This window comes from Pararhizobium sp. PWRC1-1 (assembly GCF_049897905.1).
GTDB lineage: Bacteria > Pseudomonadota > Alphaproteobacteria > Rhizobiales > Rhizobiaceae > Pararhizobium.
In genome coordinates, this window is the sequence record NZ_JAFCXE010000033.1 from 1 (window position 1) to 23,765 (window position 23,765).

The following is a 23,765-nucleotide window of genomic DNA, read 5'->3' on the forward strand; positions in this document are numbered from 1 at the left end:
GCCAGCACGACCGTTTCCACCGCTAGATCTTCCTCGGCCGCGGCCATAACCCTCACTGTTGGTGATTTCACAGTACCCTCCTGTCATAGGTGGTCCGGCGAGGCGCCCGCGCCCGTTTTCGGCTACGCATCGTAACTCGGATGGCGTGGGAGCGATAGCGGTTGCTGCTGGCTCAGCGGTACAGGATCGGTCGCCGAGGGGCGGCGCAGCTACCAGCCCCAAGTCAGAATAATTTCCGCATTGCGCCGCATGTCTGCTTCCAGGCGATCTTGGACTTCGCCTGGAAGCAGGCATGCGGCGATCACGTGAAGTTCACAGTCGAGCTACAACGGCCATTGCCGCGCGTCTGTGTGCGTTAGGCCCGACTCGCCCTCACGAACACATCGATCTCTGTCGCGACCCATTCAGGCATCCTGCAGCCTCGGCAGCGTACTCTGCCGCGACCGTATCATAGGACCGCACGGTCTCCCGGTCGGTGCTCATCCTAGCGCTCCTCCTTCAAGACAATAGGTCGATGAGCGAGAGGCCCATCAGTCCGCTGCGCCTTTCACACACTTCGGCAGTTGGTGACATCGCGGGCGACAACCGTCCCTGCTTTAGCAGAAATGCGATCAGAGACACTACCAGCCTATTGCCAATGCTCCCGGGCGGCAATGCGCCGTCATTCCGGTCGTTTGTACCGCCTGCTGGAATTGGAAAGTTATCCTTCCGCCACGTAGGTGTCGCCACCTTTGAAATCGGGCAAAAGCAGACCTGCCACGATCACCACAAATGGAACAGAACCCAATTCTCTGAGTTAAAAGCTATTCGACCAAAGCGGTGAGATTAACTGGAGGCCTTAGCGATGTCTGCGCTGGTCGAAATTCCAGGACCAAGCAAAATCCGAAACCAACGATAGGAGGAAGAAATGTCTTATTATTCCACTATGGCCATGCTCGCGGCATCATGCTTTGCATTAGCCGGATGTCAAACAGCGAGCATGAATTCCAGCACGGGCCCGGCGACACCCGGCTGTGTGGCGGGGACGGTTGGAGGCGCAGTTGTGGGCGGTGTGGCGGGGTCTGCAATCGGGTCCGGTACCGGCCAGCTTTGGGCCGTTGGTGCCGGAGCAACATTGGGCGGTGCTGCCGGTTCTGCTATAGCTTGCGGCCGATAACTGTTTAAGAGAGGCAGGTGGCGAAATACACGCATCACTGGCCTGAAATAGAACCTGGTTTATTCATTTTTCCGTCATGACCTCAAGGCCCTCGGCGTAAAGGCTTACCTCACCGAGGGCTTTTCTACGTCACTTAGCAGGCCCATTTCCCAAATTGTGCTCCGATCGCCTGGGTTCGATTGGCGAACGAAAAGGAGCTCTGCTTCATGACCGCTTCCCATTTGGCCTGCGTCACCTCGAACCGGCCGATCTCAAAAGGCTTTGTTATCGTAACGTGATGCTGCGGTTGTTCGAACGCGCGGCCATCCGGGTCCGTGGCAGGTGAGCCGTGGGAAATTTCCGGCGGCGATCTGAACCAAGTCAATGCCGGCCAAGCTGCTCAGCGCCGGCGTTTGCGCCCGCGCCAGACGAAACCCGCCCAACGCTCCCGCCGTTATTCCCCCCGCCGATATTCATGGATCAACGAAAATAACGGTCGGTTGGAACATCTGACCGTCCTCCTCACTTATTAACTGGGCGTATGACTGCTAGCGACCAACAGGATCTAATCTTCACCGCCGAAAGCCCTACGTTACATTTTGAGCGTTTAGCTAGGGCCAAACCCTCACTCCAGCTGAGAACGAACGGAGCGGACATGCTCAATCAAAATTTGGAACTTTCACGTCGGGACCTTCTTATCTCGTCAGCAGCGGCGGTGGCTCTCACGGGAGCGGCGGCGTCCAACACTGCTGCGCAGCCAACGGGAAACGATATGAAACACACAACGCCTGTGGCGCTCACTGTTAACGGCGAGCGACACCAACTTGCCCTCGATAACAGGACCACGCTCCTCGATACTTTGCGGGAACATTTGCATCTCACGGGAACAAAGAAGGGATGCGATCATGGACAATGCGGCGCATGCACGGTCATCGTCGATGGTCACAGGATTAATTCCTGCCTAACGCTTGCCGTCATGCATGACGGCGATGAGGTCACGACGATCGAGGGACTGGGGCTTCCAGGCGACCTCCATCCGATGCAGGCGGCGTTCATCAAGCACGACGGCTTCCAGTGTGGCTACTGCACCCCTGGCCAAATCTGTTCCTCCATCGCGGTGTTGGAAGAGATCAAGGCGAACATTCCGAGTCACGTCACTGGCAACCTGACTGAAGCGGTAAGGCTTACTGCCGCCGAGGTCCGCGAGCGCATGAGCGGAAACATCTGTCGGTGCGGAGCCTACTCCAACATCCTGGACGCCATCTCGGAAGTCGGGGGGATTGAAGCATGAAGGCCTTTACCTACGAACGCGCGTCATCGGTCGAAAGTGCCGCCAAGGCAGCAGCCTCGAACCCGCAAGCCAAGTTCATTGCCGGCGGTACAAATCTCTTGGATCTCATGAAACTCGAGATCGAGCGCCCGAGCCATCTGATCGACGTGAATGGACTTGGCCTCGACAAGATCGAGCCGACGTCGGAAGGTGGCCTGAGGATCGGTGCTCTCGTCAGGAACACGGCCCTGGCCGCAGACGAGAGGGTGCGACGAGACTACGGTCTGCTTTCGCGCGCGCTGCTTGCCGGTGCCTCCGGGCAGCTTCGCAACAAGGCAACAACCGCGGGCAACCTGCTACAGCGGACACGCTGTCCGTACTTCTACGATCCGAACCAGCCATGCAACAAGCGCCAGCCAGGTAGTGGTTGCTCTGCGATTGGAGGCTTTACGCGCCAACACGCGGTCATAGGAACGAGCGACGCCTGCGTCGCGACGCATCCGAGCGACATGGCAATCGCCATGCGGGCGCTTGACGCCGTTGTCGAAACCGTCAAAGCCGAAGGGGCGAAACGGTCCATTCCGATGGCGGACTTCCATCGTCTTCCTGGAGACACGCCGCATATCGAGACGACACTCGAACCTGGCGAAATCATCACCGCGGTCGTCCTGCCGCTACCGACCGGTGGCAAGCACATCTACCGGAAGGTGAGGGACCGGGCATCTTACGCGTTCGCCCTCGTCTCGGTCGGCGCAATCATCCAGCCTGATGGCTCTGGCCGCGTCGCCGTCGGCGGCGTCGCCCATAAGCCTTGGCGCATCGAAGAGGCCGACGTGCAACTCAAAAACGGTGCCAAGGCCGTTGCCTCCGTCTTAATGGCGAGCGCCCGTCCAACCGAGCAGAACCACTTCAAGATCGATCTTGTCGAGCGCACGCTAGGCGCCGTGATCGTGGAGGCAAGGGGATAGTCATGCAGTTCGACAAACCAGCTACCACCAATCCAATCGACCAGCTCAAAGTGGTTGGCAAACCCATCCATAGGATAGATGGCGAGCTCAAGACCACCGGCAGAGCGATGTATGCCTACGAGTGGTATGACAAGAACGTGCCCTATGCCTACGGATATCCCGTTGGCGCTTCGATCGCCAAGGGCAAGGTTAAGTCGATCGACACAAGCGCCGCGAACAAGTCGCCAGGGGTGCTTAAGGTCGTCACGACGCTCGACGTCGGAGACCTAAAAAAGGGCAAGTACAACACCGCCAAGCTGTTTGGCGGCGCAGAGATCCAGCACTATCATCAAGCCGTCGCCGTCGTTGTCGCAGATACGTTCGAACGGGCACGTGCCGCAGCGGCATTGGTGAAGGTAGACTATGAGGAACGACCTGGCGTCTACGACCTGCGCGCTGCCATGGCATCGGCCGAGAAGCCCGACGAATCCCACGAACCGGACACGGCGGTCGGCGACTTCGACGCCGCTTTTAAGACGGCCGCCGTCACGTTGAGCGAGACCTACACGACCCCGGACCAGTCGCACTCGATGATGGAGCCGCACGCTTCGATCGCCGGGTGGATCGGTGATGAGCTGACCGTCTGGACGTCGAGCCAGATGATCGACTGGTGGCGGACTGACCTTGCCACGACGCTCGGGATCGACAAGGAGAAGATCCATCTGATGTCGCCGTTTATCGGCGGTGGGTTCGGCGGTAAGCTGTTCCTGCGCGCCGATGCCGTTCTGGCCGCATTCGCGGCAAAGGACGTCGGCCATCCAGTGAAGGTGGCGCTCCCGCGGCCTTTTGTACCGAACAACACGACGCACCGCCCGGCTACCATCCAGCGCATTCGCATCGGCGCCGAGCGCGACGGCAAGATTACGGCAATCGCCCATGAGAGCTGGTCTGGCGACCTTCCGGGCGGCGGGCCGGAAACGGCAGTCAACCAGACGCGGCTTCTTTACGCCGGAGCAAACCGGATGACGGCAATGCGTCTGGCCACGCTCGACCTTCCAGAAGGCAACGCCATGCGCGCACCCGGCGAGGCGCCCGGTTTGATGGCCCTTGAGATCGCCATTGACGAGATGGCCGAAAAGCTCGGTATGGATCCTGTCCAGTTCCGGATCGTCAACGATACCCAGGTCGATCCGGAGAAGCCCGAGCGGCCGTTCTCGCATCGGGATCTCATCGGCTGCCTAGAGCGTGGGCGCAAGGCGTTCGGCTGGGACAAGCGCGCCAAGCCAGGCGCCCGTCGAGAAGGGCAGTGGCTCGTCGGTATGGGTGTCGGAGCCGCGTTCCGCAACAATTTGGTGATGCCATCGGGCGCGCGCGTCAAGCTCGACCGGGACGGCGTCGTAACCGTCGAGACCGACATGACCGACATCGGGACCGGCAGCTACACGATTATCGCCCAGACGGCCGCCGAGATGCTTGGCGTTGGCATCGACAAGGTGGCGGTCCAGCTTGGGGATTCCCGCTTTCCGGTGTCGGCCGGCTCCGGCGGACAGTTTGGCGCGAACTCTGCAACGTCAGGTGTTTACGCGGCCTGCGTCAAGCTCCGCGAAGTCGTCGCCAGCAAGCTCGGCTTCAACTCGGAAAATTCAGTATTCGAAAACGGGACAGTTCGGTCGGGCAACCGCTTCGTCCCGCTTGCGGAGGCCGCGGGCGATGAAGGACTGGTTGGCGAAGACACGATGGAGTGGGGCGATCTGACAAAGACGCACCAGCAGTCGACCTTCGGCGCGCATTTCGTAGAAGTTGGCGTTGATGTCGCGACAGGGGAAACGCGGATAAGGCGCATGCTGGCAGTCTGCGCCGCGGGCCGCATCCTCAACCCGATCACGGCCCGAAGCCAGGTTATCGGCGCGATGACCATGGGAGCGGGTGGTGCGCTCTCCGAAGAGCTCGCCGTCGACACTCGGCGCGGCTTCTTCGTCAACCATGACCTCGCGGGCTACGAGGTGCCGGTCCATGCCGACATCCCGCACCAGGAGGTGATCTTCATCGACGAGACAGATCCGTTGTCTTCGCCGATGAAAGCGAAGGGCGTCGGAGAACTCGGTCTCTGCGGCGTGTCGGCAGCAATCGCCAACGCGATCTATAACGCCACCGGCATCAGGGTCCGGCACTATCCAATCACCCTCGACAAGCTGATCGGCGAGCTGCCGGACATAGCTTGAGGAGGATGACATGGACCAAGTTTCGATTTCTCTTCCGACCCCGGTTCGGGCAACCACGTCCGACGATCCGGAAGAGATATTGGCCTTCGCGTTGGCCGCATTGCAGGGGGGCGGTAAGGTTGCCCTTGCAACACTTGTCGATATTCGAGGAGGGGCTGCCCGCGCGCTCGGCTCGCAGCTCGCAGTCGCCTCGGACGGCAGGTTCTGTGGCTACGTCTCTGGTGGATGCGTAGAGGCGGCAGTTGCCTGCGAGGCACTTATGGCCCTTGAAGAAGGACGAGACCGTATCGTCAAGTTTGGGAAGGGTTCTCCATTCTATGACATCGTCCTGCCCTGTGGCGGCGGCATCACGATCGCCATACATGTCGTTAGGAACGGCAGGCTCGTTGATGGCATCCTTAAAAGCCTAAAAGCGCGAGAGACAGGAGCGCTCGGCTACTCACCTGATAAGCAGCTACTCGACCGGATATGCCCTCCGTCGCAGTCGGGATGGTATGACAAGGAGTTCAAAATCTTGTACCGACCTCGCACGAGGGTCGCCATTTCAGGCGGGAACGTTGAAGTACAAGCAGTGTCAGCCATTGCGAAGTCTTCCGGCTATGATGTGATCGTGACGAATGGGGATGGGCAAAATTTACTTGCGGCGATCGACGAGATGACCGCGGTTGTGCTGCTGCACCATGATCTCGATGGCGAGGAGAAAGTTCTTAGTGCCGCTCTTAGTTCGCGCGCTTTTTACGTCGGCGCATTAGGCAGCACCCGTACCCACAAGCGGCGAGAGGAGCGTCTAAGCCTCGCGGGCTGGTCGAAAACCGAGATCAACCGCATTAAAGCTCCGATTGGATTCTTCGGTCCGACAAGAGACGCCAGTTCGCTTGCCCTATCCGTGCTCGCCGATGTCGCGGCAGCGCGTCTTGCGGCGTACGGATGAGCGTGGAACGCGGTGCTGCTGTCGCCATCGTCGTTCTGGCGGCGGGCACGTCGAGTAGAATGGGCGACGGCGGCACTCACAAGCTGCTGGCTACCTTCAATGGTATTCCGCTCGTTCGGCGATCACCAACGCATTGGGTTTCGATTGCACGGGCGTGTTCGTCGTCACAGGGCACCGACACGAGGAGATAGCCGCGGCGATCCGCTTACCGCTATGCTCGGTTCTCCAATATGCTCATTGTGGGTTGCCAGACAAGACCTGACGAGTAGCTACTGCTTCCTCAATCCTGCTTTTATGTTTCTCCTATTTTTGCTCAATGCCGCAGTTCATACGACGATGCGAAGGACACTATCCAGGGTCCGAACTGCACTCTTGAATCAAAATGGCGCGGAAATCATTGACGTTAGTCCCCGTTGGGCCGGTGACGAGCAGGTCGTCGATCGCTTGAAATGCCGTCCAGGCGTTGTTTTGCATCAGCATGGACTTGGCATCCACTCCCGCCTTACGCATGCGCTCGACGGTATGACCATCAGCAAAAGCCCCGGCATTGTCCTCGGAACCATCGATGCCATCGGTGTCGGCGGCGACAGCATGAATACCCGCAACACCGTTGATGCCGAGCGCGAAGGAGAGGAGGAACTCGCTGTTGCGGCCGCCCTTGCCCTTTGCGCGCAGCGTCACGGTTGTTTCACCGCCGGAAAGCAAAAGGACGGGCTTGGCGAAAGGTCTGGCGCGCGTCGCAATCTCGCGCGCGATGGCCGCATGCACGCTCGCCACGTCGCGGGCTTCTCCTTCGATCGAATCCGAAAGGATCACTGCTTTGATCCCGTGCCTGCGGGCTGCTTCAGCCGCAGCGTCGAGCGAGACGGCAGCCGACGCGACGACATGGACCTGGTCCTTTGCGAACCGCGCATCGCTGGGCTCCAGGCCGTCCGCAGCTGACGATTTGAGGTGCGCCATGACCGCATCGGGAAGGCTCATGCGATAGGCGTAGATCAGGGCGAGCGCATCCTGTCTGTTCCCTATGTCGGGCACTGTCGGGCCGGAGGCGACGAGCGCGGGGTTGTCGCCGGGAATATCGGAGACGACGAAGGAGACGACCCTGGCCGGATGGGCGGCAGCTGCGAGGCGTCCGCCCTTGATGGTGGAAATGTGCTTGCGGATGGTGTTCATCGCCGAGATTGGCGCACCGGACGCTAGCAGCGCCTCGTTGACGGCGATCTCGTCGGCGAGAGTTAGACTGGGCGCGGGCGAGGGCAATAGGGCGGAGCCCCCACCGGAGATAAGCGCGATGACCAGATCGTCCGCCGTCAATCCTCCCACCGCCTGAAGCAGGCAGCGGGAAGCGGTAAGACCCGCTTCGTCTGGAACGGGATGCGATGCCTCAATGATCTTGATATGCTGGCAGGGTGCCGTGAAGCCGTAGCGGGTCACCACCACGCCTGCCATCGGCCCGTCCCAGAGCGTTTCGAGTACGGCCGCCATTTGCGCCGAGGCCTTGCCGGCACCGACGACGACCGTGCGTCCCTTTGGCTTTGGGGGCAGGTGCTGCCGAATGCCGTGGACCGGGTCGGCGGCCCTGACTGCGGCATCGAAGGTCGCGCGCAGGAAGCCGCGTGGATCGAAGGATTGCATGGCTTCTGTTCCTTGGTTCAGTGCCCGGCACGGATGAGCTTTGCCGCTTTTTCGGCGATCATGACCGTTGCCGCATTGGTATTGGAGGAGATCAGGCGCGGCATGATGGAGCTGTCGCAGACGCGCAGCCCCTCAATGCCACGCACGCGCAATTGCGGATCCACCACGGCATCCGCATTGTCGGCAGCGCCCATGCGGCAGGTACCGACCGGATGATAGGCCGAGCGGCCGTGTTCGCGCGCAAAGGCCTTGGCCTGCTGGCGGTTGCTCACTTGCGAACCAGGCAGATGCTCGCGCTTGATGTACGGCTTGAAGGCTGGTTGAGCCAAGATGTCGCGGCTGATGAGAATGCCGTCGGCGGCGCGCTCCAAATCGTAGGGCTCGGCATAGGGGTTCGGGTCGATGATTGGAGCATCCATCGCATTTGCGGTCCGCAGCGTCACGCTGCCGCGTGAGCGTGGCCGCACAGGATAGGAATTGAGCGTGCAGCCGTTGCCGCCAGGCACCGAGCCGATCCCCTCCTCGACGCCTGCGCCGGGAAGAAAGTGAAACTGGATATCGGGTGTTTTTTCCGTCCTGTCGCCCCACCAGAAGGCTCCGGCTTCGACGATGTTTGACGCGACCGGTCCCTTGCCGAACAGCATGTATTCTAGTCCAGCCACCGCTTGCCAGTGCAGCTTCTTATAGCGGTCGATGCCATGGGAGCCCGACAGTTCGGCGAGAACATCGACATCCATATGGTCCTGCAGGTTCTGGCCGACCCCGCTCAGGTCGTGCAGCATGTCGATGCCGACGGACCGCAGATGGTCGGCAGGACCGATGCCCGACAGCATCAGCAGTTTCGGGGAGCCGATGGCGCCGGAAGTGACGATGACTTCGCGTTCCGCCCGGAGGGTGACGGGCCGCCCGTTCTCGATGATTTCGACGCCGATGGCTTTGCCGTTCTCGATGACGATCCGATTGACCATCACATCGGTGCGCAGTACGAGGTTCTTGCGGGCGAGCGCAGGCTTCAGGTATCCGGTGGCCGTGCTGCTGCGTTTGCCGTTCTTCGTCGTTGCCTGGTAAAAGCCGGCGCCCTGCTGGTTACCGCCATTGAAGTCCCCGTTGTAGGGAAGCCCGGCTTCCTGCGCTGCGCGTACGAACACGCGGGTGAGCGGATGCGGTGTCGTTGACGTGACGCCGAGCGGGCCTTCGGTGCCGTGATGCGGGCCGCCAAGCGAATCGTTGCCTTCCGAGCGGCGGAAATAGGGTAGCACATCCTCGTAGGACCAGCCGTCGCAGCCTTCTTCTGCAGCCCAGGCGTCATAGTCTTCCGGGCATCCGCGGGTGAAGACCTGAGCATTGATTGAGCTCCCGCCGCCAAGGACTCGAGCCTGCGGATAAACCATCCGGCGCCCGCCGATTTCACGGCCGGGTGCGGTCTCATAGCCCCAGATCAACGGCCCTGCCGTCATCTTGAAGAAGCCGACCGGCAAATGGATGTAGAAATTCGTGTCGCGCGGTCCCGCTTCGAGCAGGGTGACGGTGATGGCGGGATCTTCGGTCAATCGCGCCGCAAGAACGCATCCCGCAGAACCGCCGCCGATGATGACATAGTCGGGCATTTCATTCCTCCGCTTGAGATTTTTCGCCGGTTTTCGTCGGCTTTGCATCTCTTCGGCGCGTACCATCTCAAGTCCCTTGTGCGGCGTCAAGAGAAAGGGTATGGTTATCGTGTTGAAGGGTTGTCGTACAAATACTGGAGGGCGCGACGATCTTTCTGACCTGTTCCAGCATCCGTACAACGCTGCTGAACCGCAGTTTCGAGAATTTCAACGGGAGGATCGAGAATGAAAGACGGAAAGATTGTGATGAATTTCGGCGAGATCAATCGCCGCACCCTGATGATCGGCGCAGCGACAGGGCTTGCTGTTTCAGCGATGCCAAAGAGGCTGTTTGCGCAGGGCGCCCCCACGCTCGTGACGTCGATTCGCTCACTGTCCAATCCCTACCATGCGGTCTGGAAGTCAGGCGCTGAGGCTTACGCTAAATTCGCAGGGCTGGAGCATGTGACGCTGGTGTCTGAAGGCAACAGCGAAAAAGGTATTGCCGACATTAAGGCGATGCTCGCCAAGACCGGCGGCAACATGGTCTTGAACTCCGACCCGAACGATACCCCGGATGCCCGCCCGATTGTTGAGGCCTGCAAGGCGGCTGGCGCCTATGTGGTTACCCAGTGGAACAAGCCGGCCGACCTGCATCCGAAGGATTTCGACCCAAACTACGTTTCGCATATCGAGTTCGACGGTATCTCCAGCGGCAAGGCAATCGCTGAAATCCTGTTCAAGACCATCGGCGGCTCCGGCGGCATTATCGCGCTTGGGGGCCAGATTTCCAACACGGCTGCCATCGAGCGCAAGAAGGGTCTCGATGAAGCCCTGGCTGCCAATAGCAATATAAAGCTGCTCGATTTCCAGGTCGCTAACTGGAAGTCCACGGAAGCCTTCGACCTAACTGGCAACCTGCTGACGCGCTTTGGCGACGACATCAAGGGCATCTGGGCTGCCAATGATGACATGGGCACGGGCGCTCTCGAAGCTCTGCGCGCGGAAGGTCTCGCCGGCAAGGTCCCGGTCGTCGGCATTGACGGCATCAAGACGGCTGTGGATGCGGTTCGTAGCGGCGAGTTCGCCTGCACGATCACGTCCGATCCCTTCTGGCAGGGCGGTATCGGTCTTGCTCTCGGCTACAATGCTCTGATGAAGAAGTTCGACCCGACATCCGAGCCGCCGGAACACCGCGAGTTCTACGGAAAGGTGGTTTCGATCACCAAGGATAATGTTGAGGAATATTACAAAACCAACATCGAATCCCAGCCGACTTTGGACTGGAGCGATCTATGGGGCCGCGTCACTGGCCAGATCAGAACGTAAGCATCTTCCTATGAGATGCCCGGCGCGGCTTTGCCGCGGTGTATCGCCGGCAGCGGAGTCTTTCGCTGTCGGCTGTTTCAGCCCGGATGCGGAGTATATCTTTTGACGATCAATTCTGAAACCATGAAGCCCGTCACCAACCTGGAGCGGACATCGGCCATGGATGCTGTTTTTGCGCGGTTTTTTCGTGGCGAGGGCGCACGCCGCCTGCGCACGTTTGCGCCGCTGATAGTGCTTGTCGTACTGTGTGTCCTTATCACCATTGCAAACCCTAATTTCATCGAACTGCGCAATATTATCCGTGTAGCAAATTCCGCTGCAGTACCCCTGACGCTGGCGATGGGTATGACGTTCATCATCCTGATGGGCAGCATCGATCTGTCGGTGGAAGGCGCGCTTTCCGTCGCCGCCATGGTGTTGGTGCTGCTCGCAACCAATGACGCCAATGGCAATGACTACGGGTGGCTCGCTGTTATAGCGGCAGTCGCTGCAAGCACGGCCATGGGCCTTTTGAACGGCATCATCCAGACGGTCCTGCGGATTCCGTCATTTATGGCGACGCTCGGTATTTGGTTCATCGGCCTTGGTGTTTCGGTATTCATGCTCGGCGGGTCGGCCGTCCGATTGATGGATAATTCCATCCGCTCGCTGGCGCTGGAGCGGTTCCTCGGGCTGCCTTTGGCCGTCTGGGTCGCAGCCGCAGCCTTCCTATTGGCAATTATCATCCAGTATCACACACGCCTGGGCCGCCATATTCTGGCGATCGGTGGCGGTGAAGACGTGGCCGAACTGTCCGGCGTCAATCTCACGCGTGTCCGCATTACCGCTTTTGGGGTCGCCGGATTCTTCTTTGGTATCGCCGGGGTTTTGGCCGCCGCACAGCTCGGGCAGTCGAATGCGGTGATCGCCGACGGGCGCCTGTTTGCGGCCGTCACTGCCGTGGTCGTCGGGGGAACGGCACTGACCGGCGGCGAGGGTGGCGTGCTCAACACGCTGGTCGGAGTGCTGATCGTCACCGTGCTGGCCAACGGCATGGTGCTCTTGGGCATCTCCCCTTACGTGCAGCAGACCGTGCAGGGCCTGATGATCATCGCAGCCGTCGCGCTGTCGCTCGATCGTCTCCGCCTCAAGATCGTGAAGTGAACGGCCATGCTGTCAGTCAACGGAATCTCGAAATCCTTCATGGGCGTCAAGGCGTTGAAAAACGTTTCGCTGGAAATCCGGCCGAATGAAGTCATCGGCCTGATCGGGGAAAACGGCGCCGGCAAGTCGACGCTGATGCGCACGCTGGCCGGTACGCTGCAGCCGGACTCTGGCACGATGACGCTCGATGGTGAGCGGCTGCGGCTGCGCAGCACGCGCGATGCCGCCTTTCATGGCATCGGTATGGTGTTCCAGGAGCAGTCTCTGCTTCTTAACATGTCGGTTGCCGAAAACATTTATCTCGGTCAGGAACATCAGTTCACCCGGCTTGGCATCGTCAACTGGAAGGCGATGCGGAATGCAGCCCGCCGCCAGCTCGGCAAGATCGGCGTCGATATCGACGTTACGACGCGCACCTCCGAGCTCACCTTCGCGGCCCGCCAGATGGTCGAGCTCGCCAAGGCGCTGACGCTGGAGGAAAGTGTGTCGCGGCCGCTGGTTATCCTGCTTGACGAGCCGACGTCGGTTTTAACATCGTCCGACATCGACGTGCTGTTCGAGCGTATCCGCTCCTTGAAGAAGCGGGCGAGTTTCGTGTTCGTCTCGCACCGTCTCGACGAAGTGCTGCGCATTTCCGACCGGGTCTACACGATGAAGGACGGCGAAGTCGTCGCCGAGCATCAGGCAAGCCAGGTGACGGGGCCGGAACTGCACGAGATCATGGTCGGCCGCGGTCTGCAGACCGAATACTACAAGGAACCACGCCAGATGGCGCCGGGTCCTGAGGTCATTCTGGAAGCCAACGGCCTGGGTGTCAAAGGCGCGTTCCATGGCGTCGACTTCAAGATTCATGCCGGCGAAATCGTCGGCATTGCAGGCGTTGTCGGCTCCGGCCGCGAGGAGATCACCCGCACGCTCGGCGGCTTCCTTCCTCAGACTGAAGGTTCGCTGAGAATCAAGGGCGAGGCCGTGCGTTTCACGTCGCCGGAACAGGCGGTGCGCAAGAGCATCGGATATGTGCCACGCGAACGCCGGCTCGAGGGACTGGTGATGTTCCTGTCAATCGCCGAGAATATCACACTTGCCGATTTATCCAGTGTCATGAAGAACGGCAGGATCGATTATGGTGCCGAGCGGAAGCTGGCCATCGACTGGATCCGCAAATTACGCATCAAGGCGCCCGGTCCTGACATCGCCTGCCGAAAGCTTTCGGGCGGCAATCAGCAGAAGGTAGTGCTTGCCCGCTGGATGACGGCCGGTTCGCGTGTGCTGATCCTCGACCATCCGACGCGTGGCCTCGATGTCGGTGCCAAGGAGGAGGTCTACGAACTCGTCCGCGATCTGTCCGCGCAAGGGATTGCCATCTTGCTTCTATCCGACACGCTGGAGGAGACCATCGGGCTTTCCCACAGGGTCCTCGTCATGCGCGATGGTGAGGTGACGGCTCGTTTCGATGCTGCGGCAGGAAACAAGCCGGACCAGGTCGATCTTGTCCGGGAAATGGTGTGAGGTAACGGCCATGAAGAAACTATCCGATTTTTTTGCGGCGGGCTGGGTCCAGGGCGCCATTCCTCCTGTCCTTCTCGTGCTTTTGATCGCCATCGTCGAGATCGGATCGCCGGGCTTTCTGACAGGCGAGACGTTGGGGCTTTTGCTTGGCAACACTGCCGTGCTCTTCATCCTCGCAACTGGCGTCACTTTCGTTATCCTGATCGGTGGCATTGATCTGTCGATCCAGGCGGTAGCATCATTGGCAAGCGTCATTCTCGCGCAGTTGCTGCCCTCGATCGGCGCATTAGCTTTCCCAGTGGCAATCGCGTCTGGGCTTATCTTCGGTACCCTCAGCGGCATCGTCCATGTACGCCTGCGCGTTCCGTCCTTCGTGGCGACCCTTGCGACCGGGGGCGTCGTTGCGGGCATGGCGCTCTGGTTTGCGCAAGGGCGAGCCATCACCATCGAGGAGGGCGGGCGCCTCAGCACGACATGGATCAACGGCACGCTCGCCGGCATCCCGGTCGTTGCCATCCTCGCAGCGATCGTTGGTATCGTCAGCTTCATGGTACTGCGCTATACGCGCTTTGGCCGATATAGCCTGGCTGTCGGCGCGGGAGAGCCTGCGGCACTCGCCGCAGGTGTCAATGTGGATCGGACAAAGATCATAGCCTTTGCCATTTCCGGGACATTGGCGGCGATTGCCGGCGTCATTCTGGCGGCAAGGCTTTCCAGCGGTTCGCCGAGCCTTGCCAACCAACTGCTACTGCCTGCCATTGCGGCGGTCATTGTCGGCGGCACAGCCATTACCGGCGGTCTCGGCGGAGTGGCGCGCACGGCAGTCGGCGCGCTGATCATCTCGATCGTGCGCATCGGCATGACTTTCATCGGCGTCAACATCTTTGCGGAAAACGTGGTCTTTGGCGCCGTCCTGATCATCGCGGTAGCAATCACCATCGACCGCAGCAAGATCCCGGTCATCAAATGAGAATGATATCTCCTCAAAGGAAAGCGTCCCAAGGATGGAGAAGGAACCGCGGGGTCAACTGCGGTTCCCGAAGCTTGCGCCCTTTACATCGTGTCGAGGCCGATCAATTCGATCTTGTAACCATCCGGATCCTCGATGAAGGCGATATGCGTGGTGCCATGCAGCATCGGTCCCGGCGGGCGCGGAATGCTGGCCCCCTGTTTTTCCAATTCGGCGCAGACAGCGTAGATATCCTGAACGCCGAGCGCCAGATGTCCAAACCCGGTGCCGAGATCGTACCGGTCCTCGCGCCCCCAGTTATAGGTCAGCTCGATGACCGTATCGGTCTCTTCGGGCCCGTAGCCGACAAAAGCGTTGGTGAATTTTCCGCCCGGGTAGTCGTCACGGCGCAAAAGCGTCATGCCGAGAAGCTCGGTGTAGAATTTGATCGACGCATCCAGGTCAAAAACTCGGATCATCGTGTGCATGTTGCGAAAACCGCTGGTAACGCTCATCGTCTTCTTCCTCCGATAAGATTAGGATTTCATTCTGATTTTCGCCATCAAGGTTGTGCGAAAGCACGCATTTCCCTTGATGTTCATTATCAGTGTTGTATGATAACCATGCAACTGATGTCATTGTCCAGTTGTTTTCGATCAGCTTCGGAGGTCGCTTGATGGACGCCGTTACCATACCGCGCGAAAAGCTGCTGGCGACGCTCAAGGCGGCGCTACCTGACGGCATTCTTCTGGCCGCCCAGGATGAGATCGAGCGCTACACCCAGGACTGGTCTGGCGATCATTTCGGCATACCGCTTGCCGTGGCACGGCCGCGCTCCGTCGCTGAGGTCTCCATAGTGATGCGCTACTGCAATGCCAACGACATTCCGGTCGTGCCGCAGGGCGGACTGACCGGCCTTGTTGGTGCTGCCGTCGCCGACCCCGGCGGCGGAGAAGTCGTCATATCGCTGGAAAGGCTGAACAAGCTTCGCTCCATCAGCGCCATCGACTTCGCCATGGTCGTGGAGGCCGGCTGCATCCTAGAGGAGGCTAAGCGCTATGCGGAAGCCGAGGACTGCATCCTGCCAATTACCTTCGGCGCGCAGGGCAGCTGCCGTGTCGGCGGCAATGTGGCCACCAATGCCGGGGGCTTCAATGTGTTGCGCTACGGCATGACCCGCGATCTCGTGCTCGGGCTCGAAGTGGTTCTGGCGGACGGGCGGATCTGGAACGGCCTGAAGCTTCTGCGAAAGGACAATCGCGGCTATGACCTAAAGCAGCTCTTTATCGGCAGCGAGGGAACACTCGGCGTCGTGACCGCCGTGGCGTTGAAGCTGTTTCCGAAGCCGACGCAGGTGGAAACGGCGCTGGTCGGCCTTCGTTCGGTCGATGACGCGATGGCGCTTTATGCCCGCGCGCGGCGCGAATGCAGCGACCTTCTCACGGCTTTCGAGTTGATCCTGCGCGGCGGTATCGAGATCGCGCTGGGTGCACGCCCGGATGTGCGTGATCCACTGTCGCAAATCTGCCCCGTCTATGTGCTGGTCGAGGCTTCCGCCGGTGGTCGCGTCGATCTGCGTGCAATCCTGCAGGATTTCCTGATCGGTGCCGATGATCTCATCCTCGACGGCGTGGTTGCTGCCAGCCGGGCGCAGGGCCAACAGCTCTGGCTTTTGCGGGAGCTCATGGTCGACGCGCAGGGGCGTGGCGGCCGTTACCTCCGGACCGATGTGTCTGTGCCGATCTCGACGCTTGCCGGCTTTGTTGGGGATGCGCTGGAGGCGCTTGGCAAAAGCCACCCTGACGCTTTGCCGGTCACGTATGGTCACGTGGGGGATGGCAATATCCATCTCAATATCGTGCCACCCGCCGGCATGGGTGCAGAGGCGATCGAAACGCTCTTCCATGAAACCGAAGAGGTGATTTTCGATGTCGTCGATCGCTACGGCGGTTCGCTTAGCGCCGAGCACGGCATCGGCAGGGTCAAGCAGGAAGCTTTCCTGAAGCGCATCGACGAGGTTTCGCTTGATCTTGCAGGCCGGATCAAGGATGCGCTAGACCCAACAGGAATCATGAGCCGGGGAAGAATTTTTCCGCCGCGCGCGCAATTTCCGGAAGCAGGTGGGCGATGATGCTGAAACTCGACAAGGTCAATCGCGGCCCGCATCTCTCGACGCTCGTCGCCAGCTCCATCTCTCGCGAAATCGCGCAGGGACGGCTGAGCCCTGGCGATCAACTGCCGACGGAGCAGGCTCTGGCCCAGACCTTCGGTGTTAGCAGAAACGTCGTGCGCGAGGCGATTGCACGGTTGCGTTCGGAAGGCCGCATCTGGTCGCAGCAGGGCCGGGGTGCTTTCGTCGCCGACGTGCCGAACTCCACCGTGCTGACAATCGATCACGATTCGCTGCAGCAGGCCGATGCATTCCAGAACCTCTTCGAAATTCGTGGCATTCTGGAAGTGCAGGTCGCCGCATTGGCTGCACAGCGCCGCACGGAAGCCGATCTTGAAGCCATGAGAGAAGCCCTGGCGACAATGGCGGCGGCGCCCTATGGCAGCGTGACCTGGCTGAAGACGGATCTGGAGTTTCACATGACGGTCGCTGCCGCAACCCAGAACGTCTACATGGTGCCATTTCTGATGTTTGCCTCCGAGCGGGTACGCGACAGCATTCTCGCTTCCGGCAACCAGCGTCGCTCCGACGATCTCGCTAGCATCACGCTGGGCGAGCATCAGCAGATTCTCGATGCCATCGAGGCGGGTGATCCGGACGCGGCGCAACGGGCCATGCATCTGCATCTGGCGGGTGCCGCGCAGCGCGTTGGTCTGTCGCTGGCTGCCGATCCCGCAGATATCGAACCGGGCTCTTTGAGCGCGGCCATTCAGGAAACGTCCAAGGATATCCAGAAATGACAGGCAGGCTTGAAGGAAAGACAGCGGTCGTAACGGCCGCTGGCCAGGGCATGGGCCGTTCGGCCGTCCTCGCTTTTTCACGCGAGGGCGCAACGACCATCGCCACCGATATCGACGCAGCGAAATTGCAGTCGCTGGAAGGTTTGCCCGGCGTCGCAACACGGGAACTCGACGTGCTGAACGCCAAGGCGATCACGGATTTCGCTGCGGATATCCAAGCACCCGACATCCTTTTCAATTGCGCAGGCTATGTCCATAATGGCTCGATCCTGGAGTGCGACGAGGACGCCTTCGATTTCTCCGTGAACCTTAACGTGCGGGCGATGTACCGTATGATCCGTGCCTTCCTGCCCGGCATGATCGACAACGGCGGTGCCTCCATCGTTAACATGGCCTCTGTCGCCTCGACGGTGATCGCCGCCCCCAATCGCTTCATCTACGGCACCACCAAGGCCGCCGTCATCGGCATGACTAAGTCCGTTGCGCTCGACTATGTCGGCAAGGGCATACGCGCCAATGCGATCTGCCCCGGCACGGTCGAAAGCCCTTCACTGCAGGACCGAATGCGGGCGACCGGCGATTACGATGCAGCACGCGCCGCCTTCATCGGACGTCAGCCGATGGGCCGGCTGGGGTCGGCGGAAGAAGTCGCCGAACTTGTCGTCTTCCTCGCCAGTAACGAATCGGCCTTCATGACCGGCAATGCCATCGTGGTCGACGGCGGCTGGTCGAACGCCTGATCATCGCTTTCATCTTTCACAGGATACAATCATGAAACTTCTTCGTTATGGCCAGCCGGGCGCCGAAAAGCCCGCACTTCTCGATGCCGACGGCAAGGTGCGCGATCTCTCCGGCCACGTGCCGGACATTGGCGGCGCAGTGCTGACAAGCGCCGGCATTGCTGCGATCGAAGCACTCGATCCGAAGAGCCTGCCGCTGGTCGAAAACCCCGGCCGCCTCGGGCCGTGCGTGTCGCGCGTCGGCAAGTTCATCTGCGTCGGCCTCAACTATGCCGACCATGCTGCCGAGACCGGCGCCAACATCCCGGAAGAACCGATCCTGTTCATGAAGGCGACCAGCGCCATCACCGGCCCGAACGACAATGTCATCATCCCGCGCAACTCGAAGAAGACCGATTGGGAAGTCGAGCTCGGCGTCGTCATCGGCGACGAGGCGCGCTATGTCACAGAAGGGGATGCGATGACGCATGTTGCCGGCTATTGCCTGATCAACGATGTGTCGGAGCGCGCATTCCAGTCGGAGCGTGGCGGCCAGTGGACGAAGGGCAAGTCGGCCGACAGTTTCGGCCCGATCGGCCCCTGGGTGGTAACGCGAGACGAGATCGCCGATCCGCAGAACCTGAAGATGTGGCTGACCGTCGACGGCGTATCCCGCCAGAACGGGTCGACGAAAACGATGATCTTCACCGTGCCGTTCCTCGTTCACTACATCTCGCAGTTCATGAGCTTGCAGCCAGGCGATATCATTTCCACCGGCACGCCTCCCGGGGTCGGTCTCGGCATCAAGCCCGACCCGATCTTTCTGCAGGCCGGCCAGACCATCAAGCTCGGCATCGAAGGGCTCGGCGAGCAGCAGCAGCTGACGGTCGACGCCGCCTGATTTCAGCTCAGTGCAACGATGCGCCCTGGGCATACTAGCCCAGGGCGCGCATCCTCGCGGCGGTTGCCAGAATGCGCATCGCGGCGCAGGCCGCGCCATAGCCGTTGTCTATATTGCACACCGTAAGACCCGGCGCGCAGCTGACCAGCATGGCGTTGAGAGCCGTCCGCCCACTCTCCGCGGCACCATAGCCGACCGAGGTCGGAACGCAGATCATTGCCGAGGAGACGAGGCCACCTAGTACGCTGGCGAGTGCCGCATCCATTCCTGCGACCGCAATGACGACCGGATGGTGACGGATTTCATCCAGCCGCTCGGTCAATCGCCAGAGCCCCGCCACGCCGACATCGACGATCAGCGAGGCTTCGACGCCCGCGTGGCGCAGTGTGCGCGCTGCCTCGCGCGCAACCGAAGCGTCGGACGTTCCCGCGGCGACAATGGCGACAGCGCCACGTGAAGCGACAGGCCGCAGTGGGCCGAAAAATGCTGTCAGGGAAATTGCGCAGTAGTCGATCCGCTCCTGATGCGCGGGCGAAAGCGCCGTCAGTTTATCCGGGTCGATACGTGTTAAAAGGAGGCCGGCATCTCGTTGCAATGCGCCGTCCAGAATGGCATCGATCTGTGTCGCCGACTTCATCTGGCAGAAGACCGCCTCATCAAGGCCGATACGCTCGGCGCGGCTGAAGTCGAAGACGATGTCGTTGCCGCTCATGGTTTGGCCCCGACGAATGCGCTGCCGTTGCGATAGGCGGCAAAGGCGATGGACTTGTCGGCCAGGTTAATCGGCAGGAGTTCGGCGATCGACGTTGTCAGTACCAAACGTTCGGACGGACTTGCGGCATCGAGGCTCAGTGCGTCGAGTTCGACGACGATGCCGGCCTGCCGGACGCGGCAGCGCACGATGCGTGGCGAGAGCCGATCCGCAACAAGCAGTTCAACCGCATGGATGGCCTTCAGGGTTTCCGGTTCGATGCGGATCAGCGTTTCGACCCGGCTTGAAAGACAGGGCGAAGCGGGGAGATCGGAGAGAACGCCGAGGCCGAGGCTGCGGGCGAGCGCGCGCACACCGGTCTTGTCTATCCTGGCTTCGAGATAGGGATGGCGGACGCAATATTGGCGGGCGGCGTCCAGCCCCGGCCGGTATTCGGCGAGATCGTCCGTGTTGGCGCCCGACAAGATTTGGCGGTCGGTCAGATCGGTGATTGTGCCATAGAGATTGACCTTGCAGAAGAAACAGCGATTGAGCGGATTGCTCCGATATGTCTCGTCCACCAGTTCCCCGGCATCAATGACCCGCAAATCCCAACCCTCGGCCGCAGCCCATCGCCTGACGCGCTGCGTCGCCTCTGGCGGAACAGCTGGCGAAGCAGCATGCATCATCGTTACCTGATTGCGGCCTAGAGTGCGGTTTGCGAGAACTGCGAGCGTCATCGAATCCACGCCGCCGCTAACGGCGACCGTTGCCGGACCCATATCCCGGAGAATGTCGCGCAGCGCGTCCATCATCCTGCGTCCTTCGCCTTGTCTGCCATCTCGACTGTCCTGCGGATCGTATCACGTGCGCCCTTGCCGGCAACAACGGCGAGATCGTCCGCCTCTATTTTTATGGTCGGACCGCCTGGCCTTTCGACAGTCTTGGTGCGAAGCACTCGGCCGTTTCCTTGGATTTCCCTTACCTCGCGCGCCAGCACCATGCGCTGAACCAGAGAATGCCGGACACCGATCGTGCTGGTTTCCTCGAAAACACGCTGCGCGACGGACTGCAACGCATCCGGACGGGCGAGAATGCGCACATGTGCGATCATCCGGCCTTTCTTGCCGAACATCGGTGCCTGCACCACGTCGAGCACGCCATCCTGCACCCGCAGGTGATCGATCGCATGGGCAAGATCCTCACCGGTCTGGTCGTCTGTCTCGAATTCGATCACGGCGATCGTTTCCGCCGCGGGAGCATCCATCTGTGTGTCGAAGCAGAGAATGCGCAAGCAATTGCTGATGCCCGGCAACGCTCTCGTTCCAAACCCGTGGCCGGAGGCAATCAGGGTGCGGGGTAAGCGGGATGCGGGTTCCTTGCACAGATAACGCAGGATTGCGGCACCCGTCGGGGTGACCCGCTCGCCGCCGATGCCATCATCGATGGTCGCGAAGCCTTCCATCAGCAGCGCCGTCGCGGGGGCGGGGACCGGCAACAGGCCATGCGCGGTCCGAACCCGTCCGGAACCGAGCGGCAAGGCCCCTGTTGTCCAGGTCACAGCATCCAGCTGTGTGATCAGATAGGCTGCGCCGACAATGTCGGCAATCGAGTCCCAGGCGCCGACCTCGTGAAAGCTGATCTCGTCGGGCATGGTTCCGTGGACTCTCGCCTCCGCTTCGGCCAACAGCGCGAAGATGCCGATCGCATGCATGACAACGGTGGAATCGAGCTGGGAGTTCTCCAGCGCCGTTCGAATGTCTCGCCACGCAACATGCGTGTGTGCGTGCGTATGCTCATGACTATCGCCGTGATGATGATCGTCATCATCATGATGGTGGTGCTCCTGAACAGGGCGATACTCGACAGGCACCGGTCCCTTCTGCATGCGGTCGACCAGAAAACGCCGCCCTGTCAGCACGCCATCACTGTGTTTAACAACTGCGACGGAAACATCATCGATCAACGGGCAACGCGACAGTGTTTCACGAAGGCCGGATTCGAAGTCCGGCCGGACGTCGAGGACGGCAGCAACGAACATGTCGCCGGCAATGCCGCCGACGGGATCGAGGTGAAACGCCTTCATCGTGCTTCCCCCACCTTATCGCGATTGGATCGGATTTGTCAGCGATACGCCGTTAAGGCCGGCAATCACATCCGAAAGTGCAGGAACGAAAGCCTCGCCATGGCCGGTTGCGACAGCGGTGGCAAAGCTGTTGCGCACCGCCGCGCCGATCGGGTTGGCGACGCCTGTGGCTTGGGCAAAGGACGCGAGATAGGACATGTCCTTCAAAGCGTTGACCATGGCAAAGCGCTGCGCGTTCTCGTTGCGGTTCAGCACGAAGTCGAAGAATGCCTGGTAGAAGGAGCAGTCCATGCGGCTGCCGCGAATGACACTGTCGAAAACCTGCGGCGTCAGCCCGGCCTTGACGCCGAGCGTCAATGCCTCGGAATAGATAGCGGAATAGCCCATCGAGATGAAGTTGTTCAAAAGCTTCATGGTGTGGCCGCTGCCGGTCGGGCCGGTATGGATAACACGTGCGGCAAACGCATCGAAAACCGGTTTTGCCCGCGCGAAAACTTTCGGCGCCCCGCCGGACATGACATCCAGCTTGCCTTCGGCGGCTTCCTTTGGCGTGCGGGCCAAGGGCGCATCGATCAGGGTGATGCCGTTTGCCGCAAGATCGGCAGCCAGAGCAACGGTGGTCGAAGGATTTGACGTCGAGCAATCAATGATCAGGAGCGGCTTGCCGGCCGAGGCGAGGCCTTCTGGTCCCTTGATCGCCTGCTCCACCTGTGGCGACCCGGTGACGCAGAGCACGACGATATCGCTTGCCATCGCCAGTTCCCGTGCCGTCTTTGCTTCGATGGCGCCCTTGGCGACCAGATCGTCAATCGCTTCCCGGCGCCGATGGGCAAGCACGCTCAGCGGAAACCCCTTCGCCAGCAGATTGGCGGCCATGCCGGAGCCCATGGCGCCGAGGCCGATAAATCCGATCCGTTCGTTCATGATGTCTTCTCCCGGGTGGTTCAGCTCTGCTGTTGCAGGCCTGTTTTGCTTTTTTTGCTGCCATCGGATAGCAGGAGTGAAGTGGATTTCGCGGAAAGGGCTCGCGTGAAAGGGTCTCTGAGACGATGACGGAAAAGGAAGGGGCGTTGTTCAACGCCATCCAGCATACGCCGAACCTGCGCAGCGGTCTGGTTGATACGCTGATCGCCCAGATCGAATCCGGCGATCTCGCGCCCGGGCAGCGGCTGCCGACCGAGCAGGCGATCATGACGGCGACCGGCGTCAGCCGCACAGTTGTGCGCGAAGCGCTTGCGTCTCTGCGAGCCAAGGGATTGATTACCACACGTCAGGGCCTCGGTGCCTTCGTTTCCAATGATCCCAACCCCAGGTCTTTTTCCATCGTTCCAAACGACCTTGAATCGATCGAGGAAGTTATCAGTGTGCTGGAACTGCGCATCGGCATCGAGGTTGAGGCGGCAGGTTTCGCGGCGCTGCGACGCACCGACGAGGATCTCGAGCGGATGCAGGCCAGGCTCGACGCGCTCGATGTGTCCATTATGGGCGGTGGCTCCGGGGCTGCCGAGGATTTCGCTTTTCACCGGGCGATCCTGGTGGCGACGCAGAATTCCTATTATGCCCGTCTGTTCGATACGTTCGGCAACCTGATGATTCCGCGGCAATGGGCCCGGTTCGATACGATGGGGCCGGCCGAGCGGCAAAAGCATATGGCTCGCATGCGCCGCGAACACGGCGCAATCTTTGCTGCTATCCGCGATCGCGACGAGAGCACCGCTAAAAAAACGCTGCGTAGCCATCTCACCCGAAGTGCTGCCCGCTTCGCGGAACTTCGCGATCATTCCGGGCAACCGACGTCCTGA

General features: G+C 60.6%; 23 protein-coding genes and 2 pseudogenes. 15 read left to right on the forward strand and 10 right to left on the reverse strand.

Translation table 11 applies throughout. The annotated features are described in order from the left end of the window. A pseudogene (locus ACP7E0_RS31735) lies at nt 1-71 on the reverse strand (GNAT family N-acetyltransferase); the annotation flags it as partial. Between the two features lie 302 nt (nt 72-373). After that, nucleotides 374-483, reverse strand: a pseudogene (locus tag ACP7E0_RS31740) (class I SAM-dependent methyltransferase); the annotation flags it as partial. A 424-nt stretch (nt 484-907) separates the two neighbouring features. On the opposite strand from ACP7E0_RS31740, the gene ACP7E0_RS31745 reads away from it, so the two are divergent. Continuing rightward, the gene (locus ACP7E0_RS31745; RefSeq protein WP_426130973.1) at nt 908-1,156 is read left to right on the forward strand and encodes a glycine zipper 2TM domain-containing protein; all 249 of its coding nucleotides are present in this window, start codon (nt 908-910) and stop codon (nt 1,154-1,156) included. Nucleotides 1,157-1,289: 133 nt separating this feature from the next. On the opposite strand, the gene ACP7E0_RS31750 is transcribed toward ACP7E0_RS31745, so the two are convergent. Further along, the gene (locus tag ACP7E0_RS31750) at nt 1,290-1,520 is read right to left on the reverse strand and encodes an SUMF1/EgtB/PvdO family nonheme iron enzyme (RefSeq protein WP_426130975.1); all 231 of its coding nucleotides are present in this window, start codon (nt 1,518-1,520) and stop codon (nt 1,290-1,292) included. Between the two features lie 270 nt (nt 1,521-1,790). Between ACP7E0_RS31750 and paoA the strand changes: the two genes are divergently transcribed. From paoA to ACP7E0_RS31775, 5 genes are read left to right on the forward strand one after another with little or no spacing between them, the layout of a single operon-like run. Further along, nucleotides 1,791-2,426 carry an aldehyde dehydrogenase iron-sulfur subunit PaoA gene (paoA, locus tag ACP7E0_RS31755; RefSeq protein WP_426130977.1) on the forward strand — a complete coding sequence of 212 codons (636 nt, stop codon included), beginning with the start codon at nt 1,791-1,793 and terminating at the stop codon, nt 2,424-2,426. Then, nucleotides 2,423-3,373 (forward strand): FAD binding domain-containing protein, encoded by a 951-nt coding sequence (locus ACP7E0_RS31760; RefSeq protein WP_426130979.1) that lies wholly within the window; start codon nt 2,423-2,425, stop codon nt 3,371-3,373. The genes paoA and ACP7E0_RS31760 overlap by 4 nt, the downstream gene beginning before the upstream one ends. 2 nt (nt 3,374-3,375) lie before the next feature. After that, entirely contained in the window at nt 3,376-5,574 is a 2,199-nt protein-coding gene (gene paoC / locus ACP7E0_RS31765; RefSeq protein WP_426130981.1) for an aldehyde oxidoreductase molybdenum-binding subunit PaoC, read from the forward strand. Between the two features lie 10 nt (nt 5,575-5,584). Further along, nucleotides 5,585-6,505 (forward strand): XdhC family protein, encoded by a 921-nt coding sequence (locus ACP7E0_RS31770; protein ID WP_426130983.1) that lies wholly within the window; start codon nt 5,585-5,587, stop codon nt 6,503-6,505. A gap of 59 nt (nt 6,506-6,564) precedes the next feature. After that, the gene (locus ACP7E0_RS31775) at nt 6,565-6,696 is read left to right on the forward strand and encodes a hypothetical protein (protein WP_426131056.1); all 132 of its coding nucleotides are present in this window, start codon (nt 6,565-6,567) and stop codon (nt 6,694-6,696) included. A 157-nt stretch (nt 6,697-6,853) separates the two neighbouring features. Here ACP7E0_RS31775 and ACP7E0_RS31780 read toward each other — a convergent pair whose 3' ends face one another. Beyond that, nucleotides 6,854-8,140 carry a glycerate kinase type-2 family protein gene (locus tag ACP7E0_RS31780; protein ID WP_426130985.1) on the reverse strand — a complete coding sequence of 429 codons (1,287 nt, stop codon included), beginning with the start codon at nt 8,138-8,140 and terminating at the stop codon, nt 6,854-6,856. Nucleotides 8,141-8,157: 17 nt separating this feature from the next. Further along, on the reverse strand, nt 8,158-9,747 hold the full coding sequence (locus ACP7E0_RS31785) for a GMC family oxidoreductase (protein ID WP_426130987.1): 1,590 nt from the start codon (nt 9,745-9,747) through the stop codon (nt 8,158-8,160). Between the two features lie 225 nt (nt 9,748-9,972). Between ACP7E0_RS31785 and ACP7E0_RS31790 the strand changes: the two genes are divergently transcribed. From ACP7E0_RS31790 to ACP7E0_RS31805, 4 genes are all read left to right on the forward strand, one after another. After that, nucleotides 9,973-11,055: a sugar ABC transporter substrate-binding protein gene (locus ACP7E0_RS31790; RefSeq protein WP_426130989.1), complete on the forward strand. Its 1,083-nt coding sequence runs from the start codon at nt 9,973-9,975 to the stop codon at nt 11,053-11,055. 159 nt (nt 11,056-11,214) lie between these two features. Next, nucleotides 11,215-12,198: an ABC transporter permease gene (locus ACP7E0_RS31795; RefSeq protein ID WP_426131057.1), complete on the forward strand. Its 984-nt coding sequence runs from the start codon at nt 11,215-11,217 to the stop codon at nt 12,196-12,198. A 6-nt stretch (nt 12,199-12,204) separates the two neighbouring features. Continuing rightward, a complete protein-coding gene (locus ACP7E0_RS31800; RefSeq protein WP_426130991.1) occupies nt 12,205-13,707 on the forward strand; it encodes a sugar ABC transporter ATP-binding protein in 1,503 nt (500 codons plus the stop codon). A gap of 10 nt (nt 13,708-13,717) precedes the next feature. Continuing rightward, nucleotides 13,718-14,677: an ABC transporter permease gene (locus ACP7E0_RS31805; protein WP_426130993.1), complete on the forward strand. Its 960-nt coding sequence runs from the start codon at nt 13,718-13,720 to the stop codon at nt 14,675-14,677. A gap of 83 nt (nt 14,678-14,760) precedes the next feature. Here ACP7E0_RS31805 and gloA read toward each other — a convergent pair whose 3' ends face one another. Then, nucleotides 14,761-15,171 carry a lactoylglutathione lyase gene (gene gloA / locus ACP7E0_RS31810; RefSeq protein WP_426130995.1) on the reverse strand — a complete coding sequence of 137 codons (411 nt, stop codon included), beginning with the start codon at nt 15,169-15,171 and terminating at the stop codon, nt 14,761-14,763. Nucleotides 15,172-15,332: 161 nt separating this feature from the next. Here gloA and ACP7E0_RS31815 point away from each other — a divergent pair, with 161 nt between their 5' ends. The 4 genes from ACP7E0_RS31815 to ACP7E0_RS31830 are packed head-to-tail and all read left to right on the forward strand — an operon-like array spanning nt 15,333 to nt 19,186. Continuing rightward, nucleotides 15,333-16,787, forward strand: coding sequence for an FAD-binding oxidoreductase (locus tag ACP7E0_RS31815; RefSeq protein WP_426130997.1), 1,455 nt, complete (start codon nt 15,333-15,335; stop codon nt 16,785-16,787). After that, nucleotides 16,784-17,566 carry a FadR/GntR family transcriptional regulator gene (locus ACP7E0_RS31820; protein WP_426130998.1) on the forward strand — a complete coding sequence of 261 codons (783 nt, stop codon included), beginning with the start codon at nt 16,784-16,786 and terminating at the stop codon, nt 17,564-17,566. Before ACP7E0_RS31815 ends, ACP7E0_RS31820 begins: the two co-directional genes overlap by 4 nt. After that, the gene (locus ACP7E0_RS31825; protein ID WP_426131000.1) at nt 17,563-18,306 is read left to right on the forward strand and encodes an SDR family oxidoreductase; all 744 of its coding nucleotides are present in this window, start codon (nt 17,563-17,565) and stop codon (nt 18,304-18,306) included. Before ACP7E0_RS31820 ends, ACP7E0_RS31825 begins: the two co-directional genes overlap by 4 nt. Before the next feature lie 31 nt (nt 18,307-18,337). Continuing rightward, the gene (locus tag ACP7E0_RS31830; RefSeq protein ID WP_426131002.1) at nt 18,338-19,186 is read left to right on the forward strand and encodes a fumarylacetoacetate hydrolase family protein; all 849 of its coding nucleotides are present in this window, start codon (nt 18,338-18,340) and stop codon (nt 19,184-19,186) included. Nucleotides 19,187-19,220: 34 nt separating this feature from the next. Here the strand turns inward: ACP7E0_RS31830 and larB are convergent, their stop codons facing one another. The 4 genes from larB to ACP7E0_RS31850 are packed head-to-tail and all read right to left on the reverse strand — an operon-like array spanning nt 19,221 to nt 22,956. Continuing rightward, nucleotides 19,221-19,898, reverse strand: a complete 678-nt coding sequence (gene larB, locus ACP7E0_RS31835; RefSeq protein WP_426131004.1) for a nickel pincer cofactor biosynthesis protein LarB — start codon at nt 19,896-19,898, stop codon at nt 19,221-19,223. Continuing rightward, nucleotides 19,895-20,692, reverse strand: coding sequence for an adenine nucleotide alpha hydrolase (locus ACP7E0_RS31840; RefSeq protein WP_426131005.1), 798 nt, complete (start codon nt 20,690-20,692; stop codon nt 19,895-19,897). The genes larB and ACP7E0_RS31840 overlap by 4 nt, the downstream gene beginning before the upstream one ends. Further along, entirely contained in the window at nt 20,689-21,963 is a 1,275-nt protein-coding gene (locus tag ACP7E0_RS31845; RefSeq protein ID WP_426131007.1) for a LarC family nickel insertion protein, read from the reverse strand. The genes ACP7E0_RS31840 and ACP7E0_RS31845 overlap by 4 nt, the downstream gene beginning before the upstream one ends. A 15-nt stretch (nt 21,964-21,978) precedes the next feature. After that, a complete protein-coding gene (locus tag ACP7E0_RS31850; RefSeq protein WP_426131059.1) occupies nt 21,979-22,956 on the reverse strand; it encodes an NAD(P)-dependent oxidoreductase in 978 nt (325 codons plus the stop codon). A gap of 56 nt (nt 22,957-23,012) precedes the next feature. Here ACP7E0_RS31850 and ACP7E0_RS31855 point away from each other — a divergent pair, with 56 nt between their 5' ends. Then, the gene (locus ACP7E0_RS31855) at nt 23,013-23,765 is read left to right on the forward strand and encodes a FadR/GntR family transcriptional regulator (RefSeq protein WP_426131009.1); all 753 of its coding nucleotides are present in this window, start codon (nt 23,013-23,015) and stop codon (nt 23,763-23,765) included.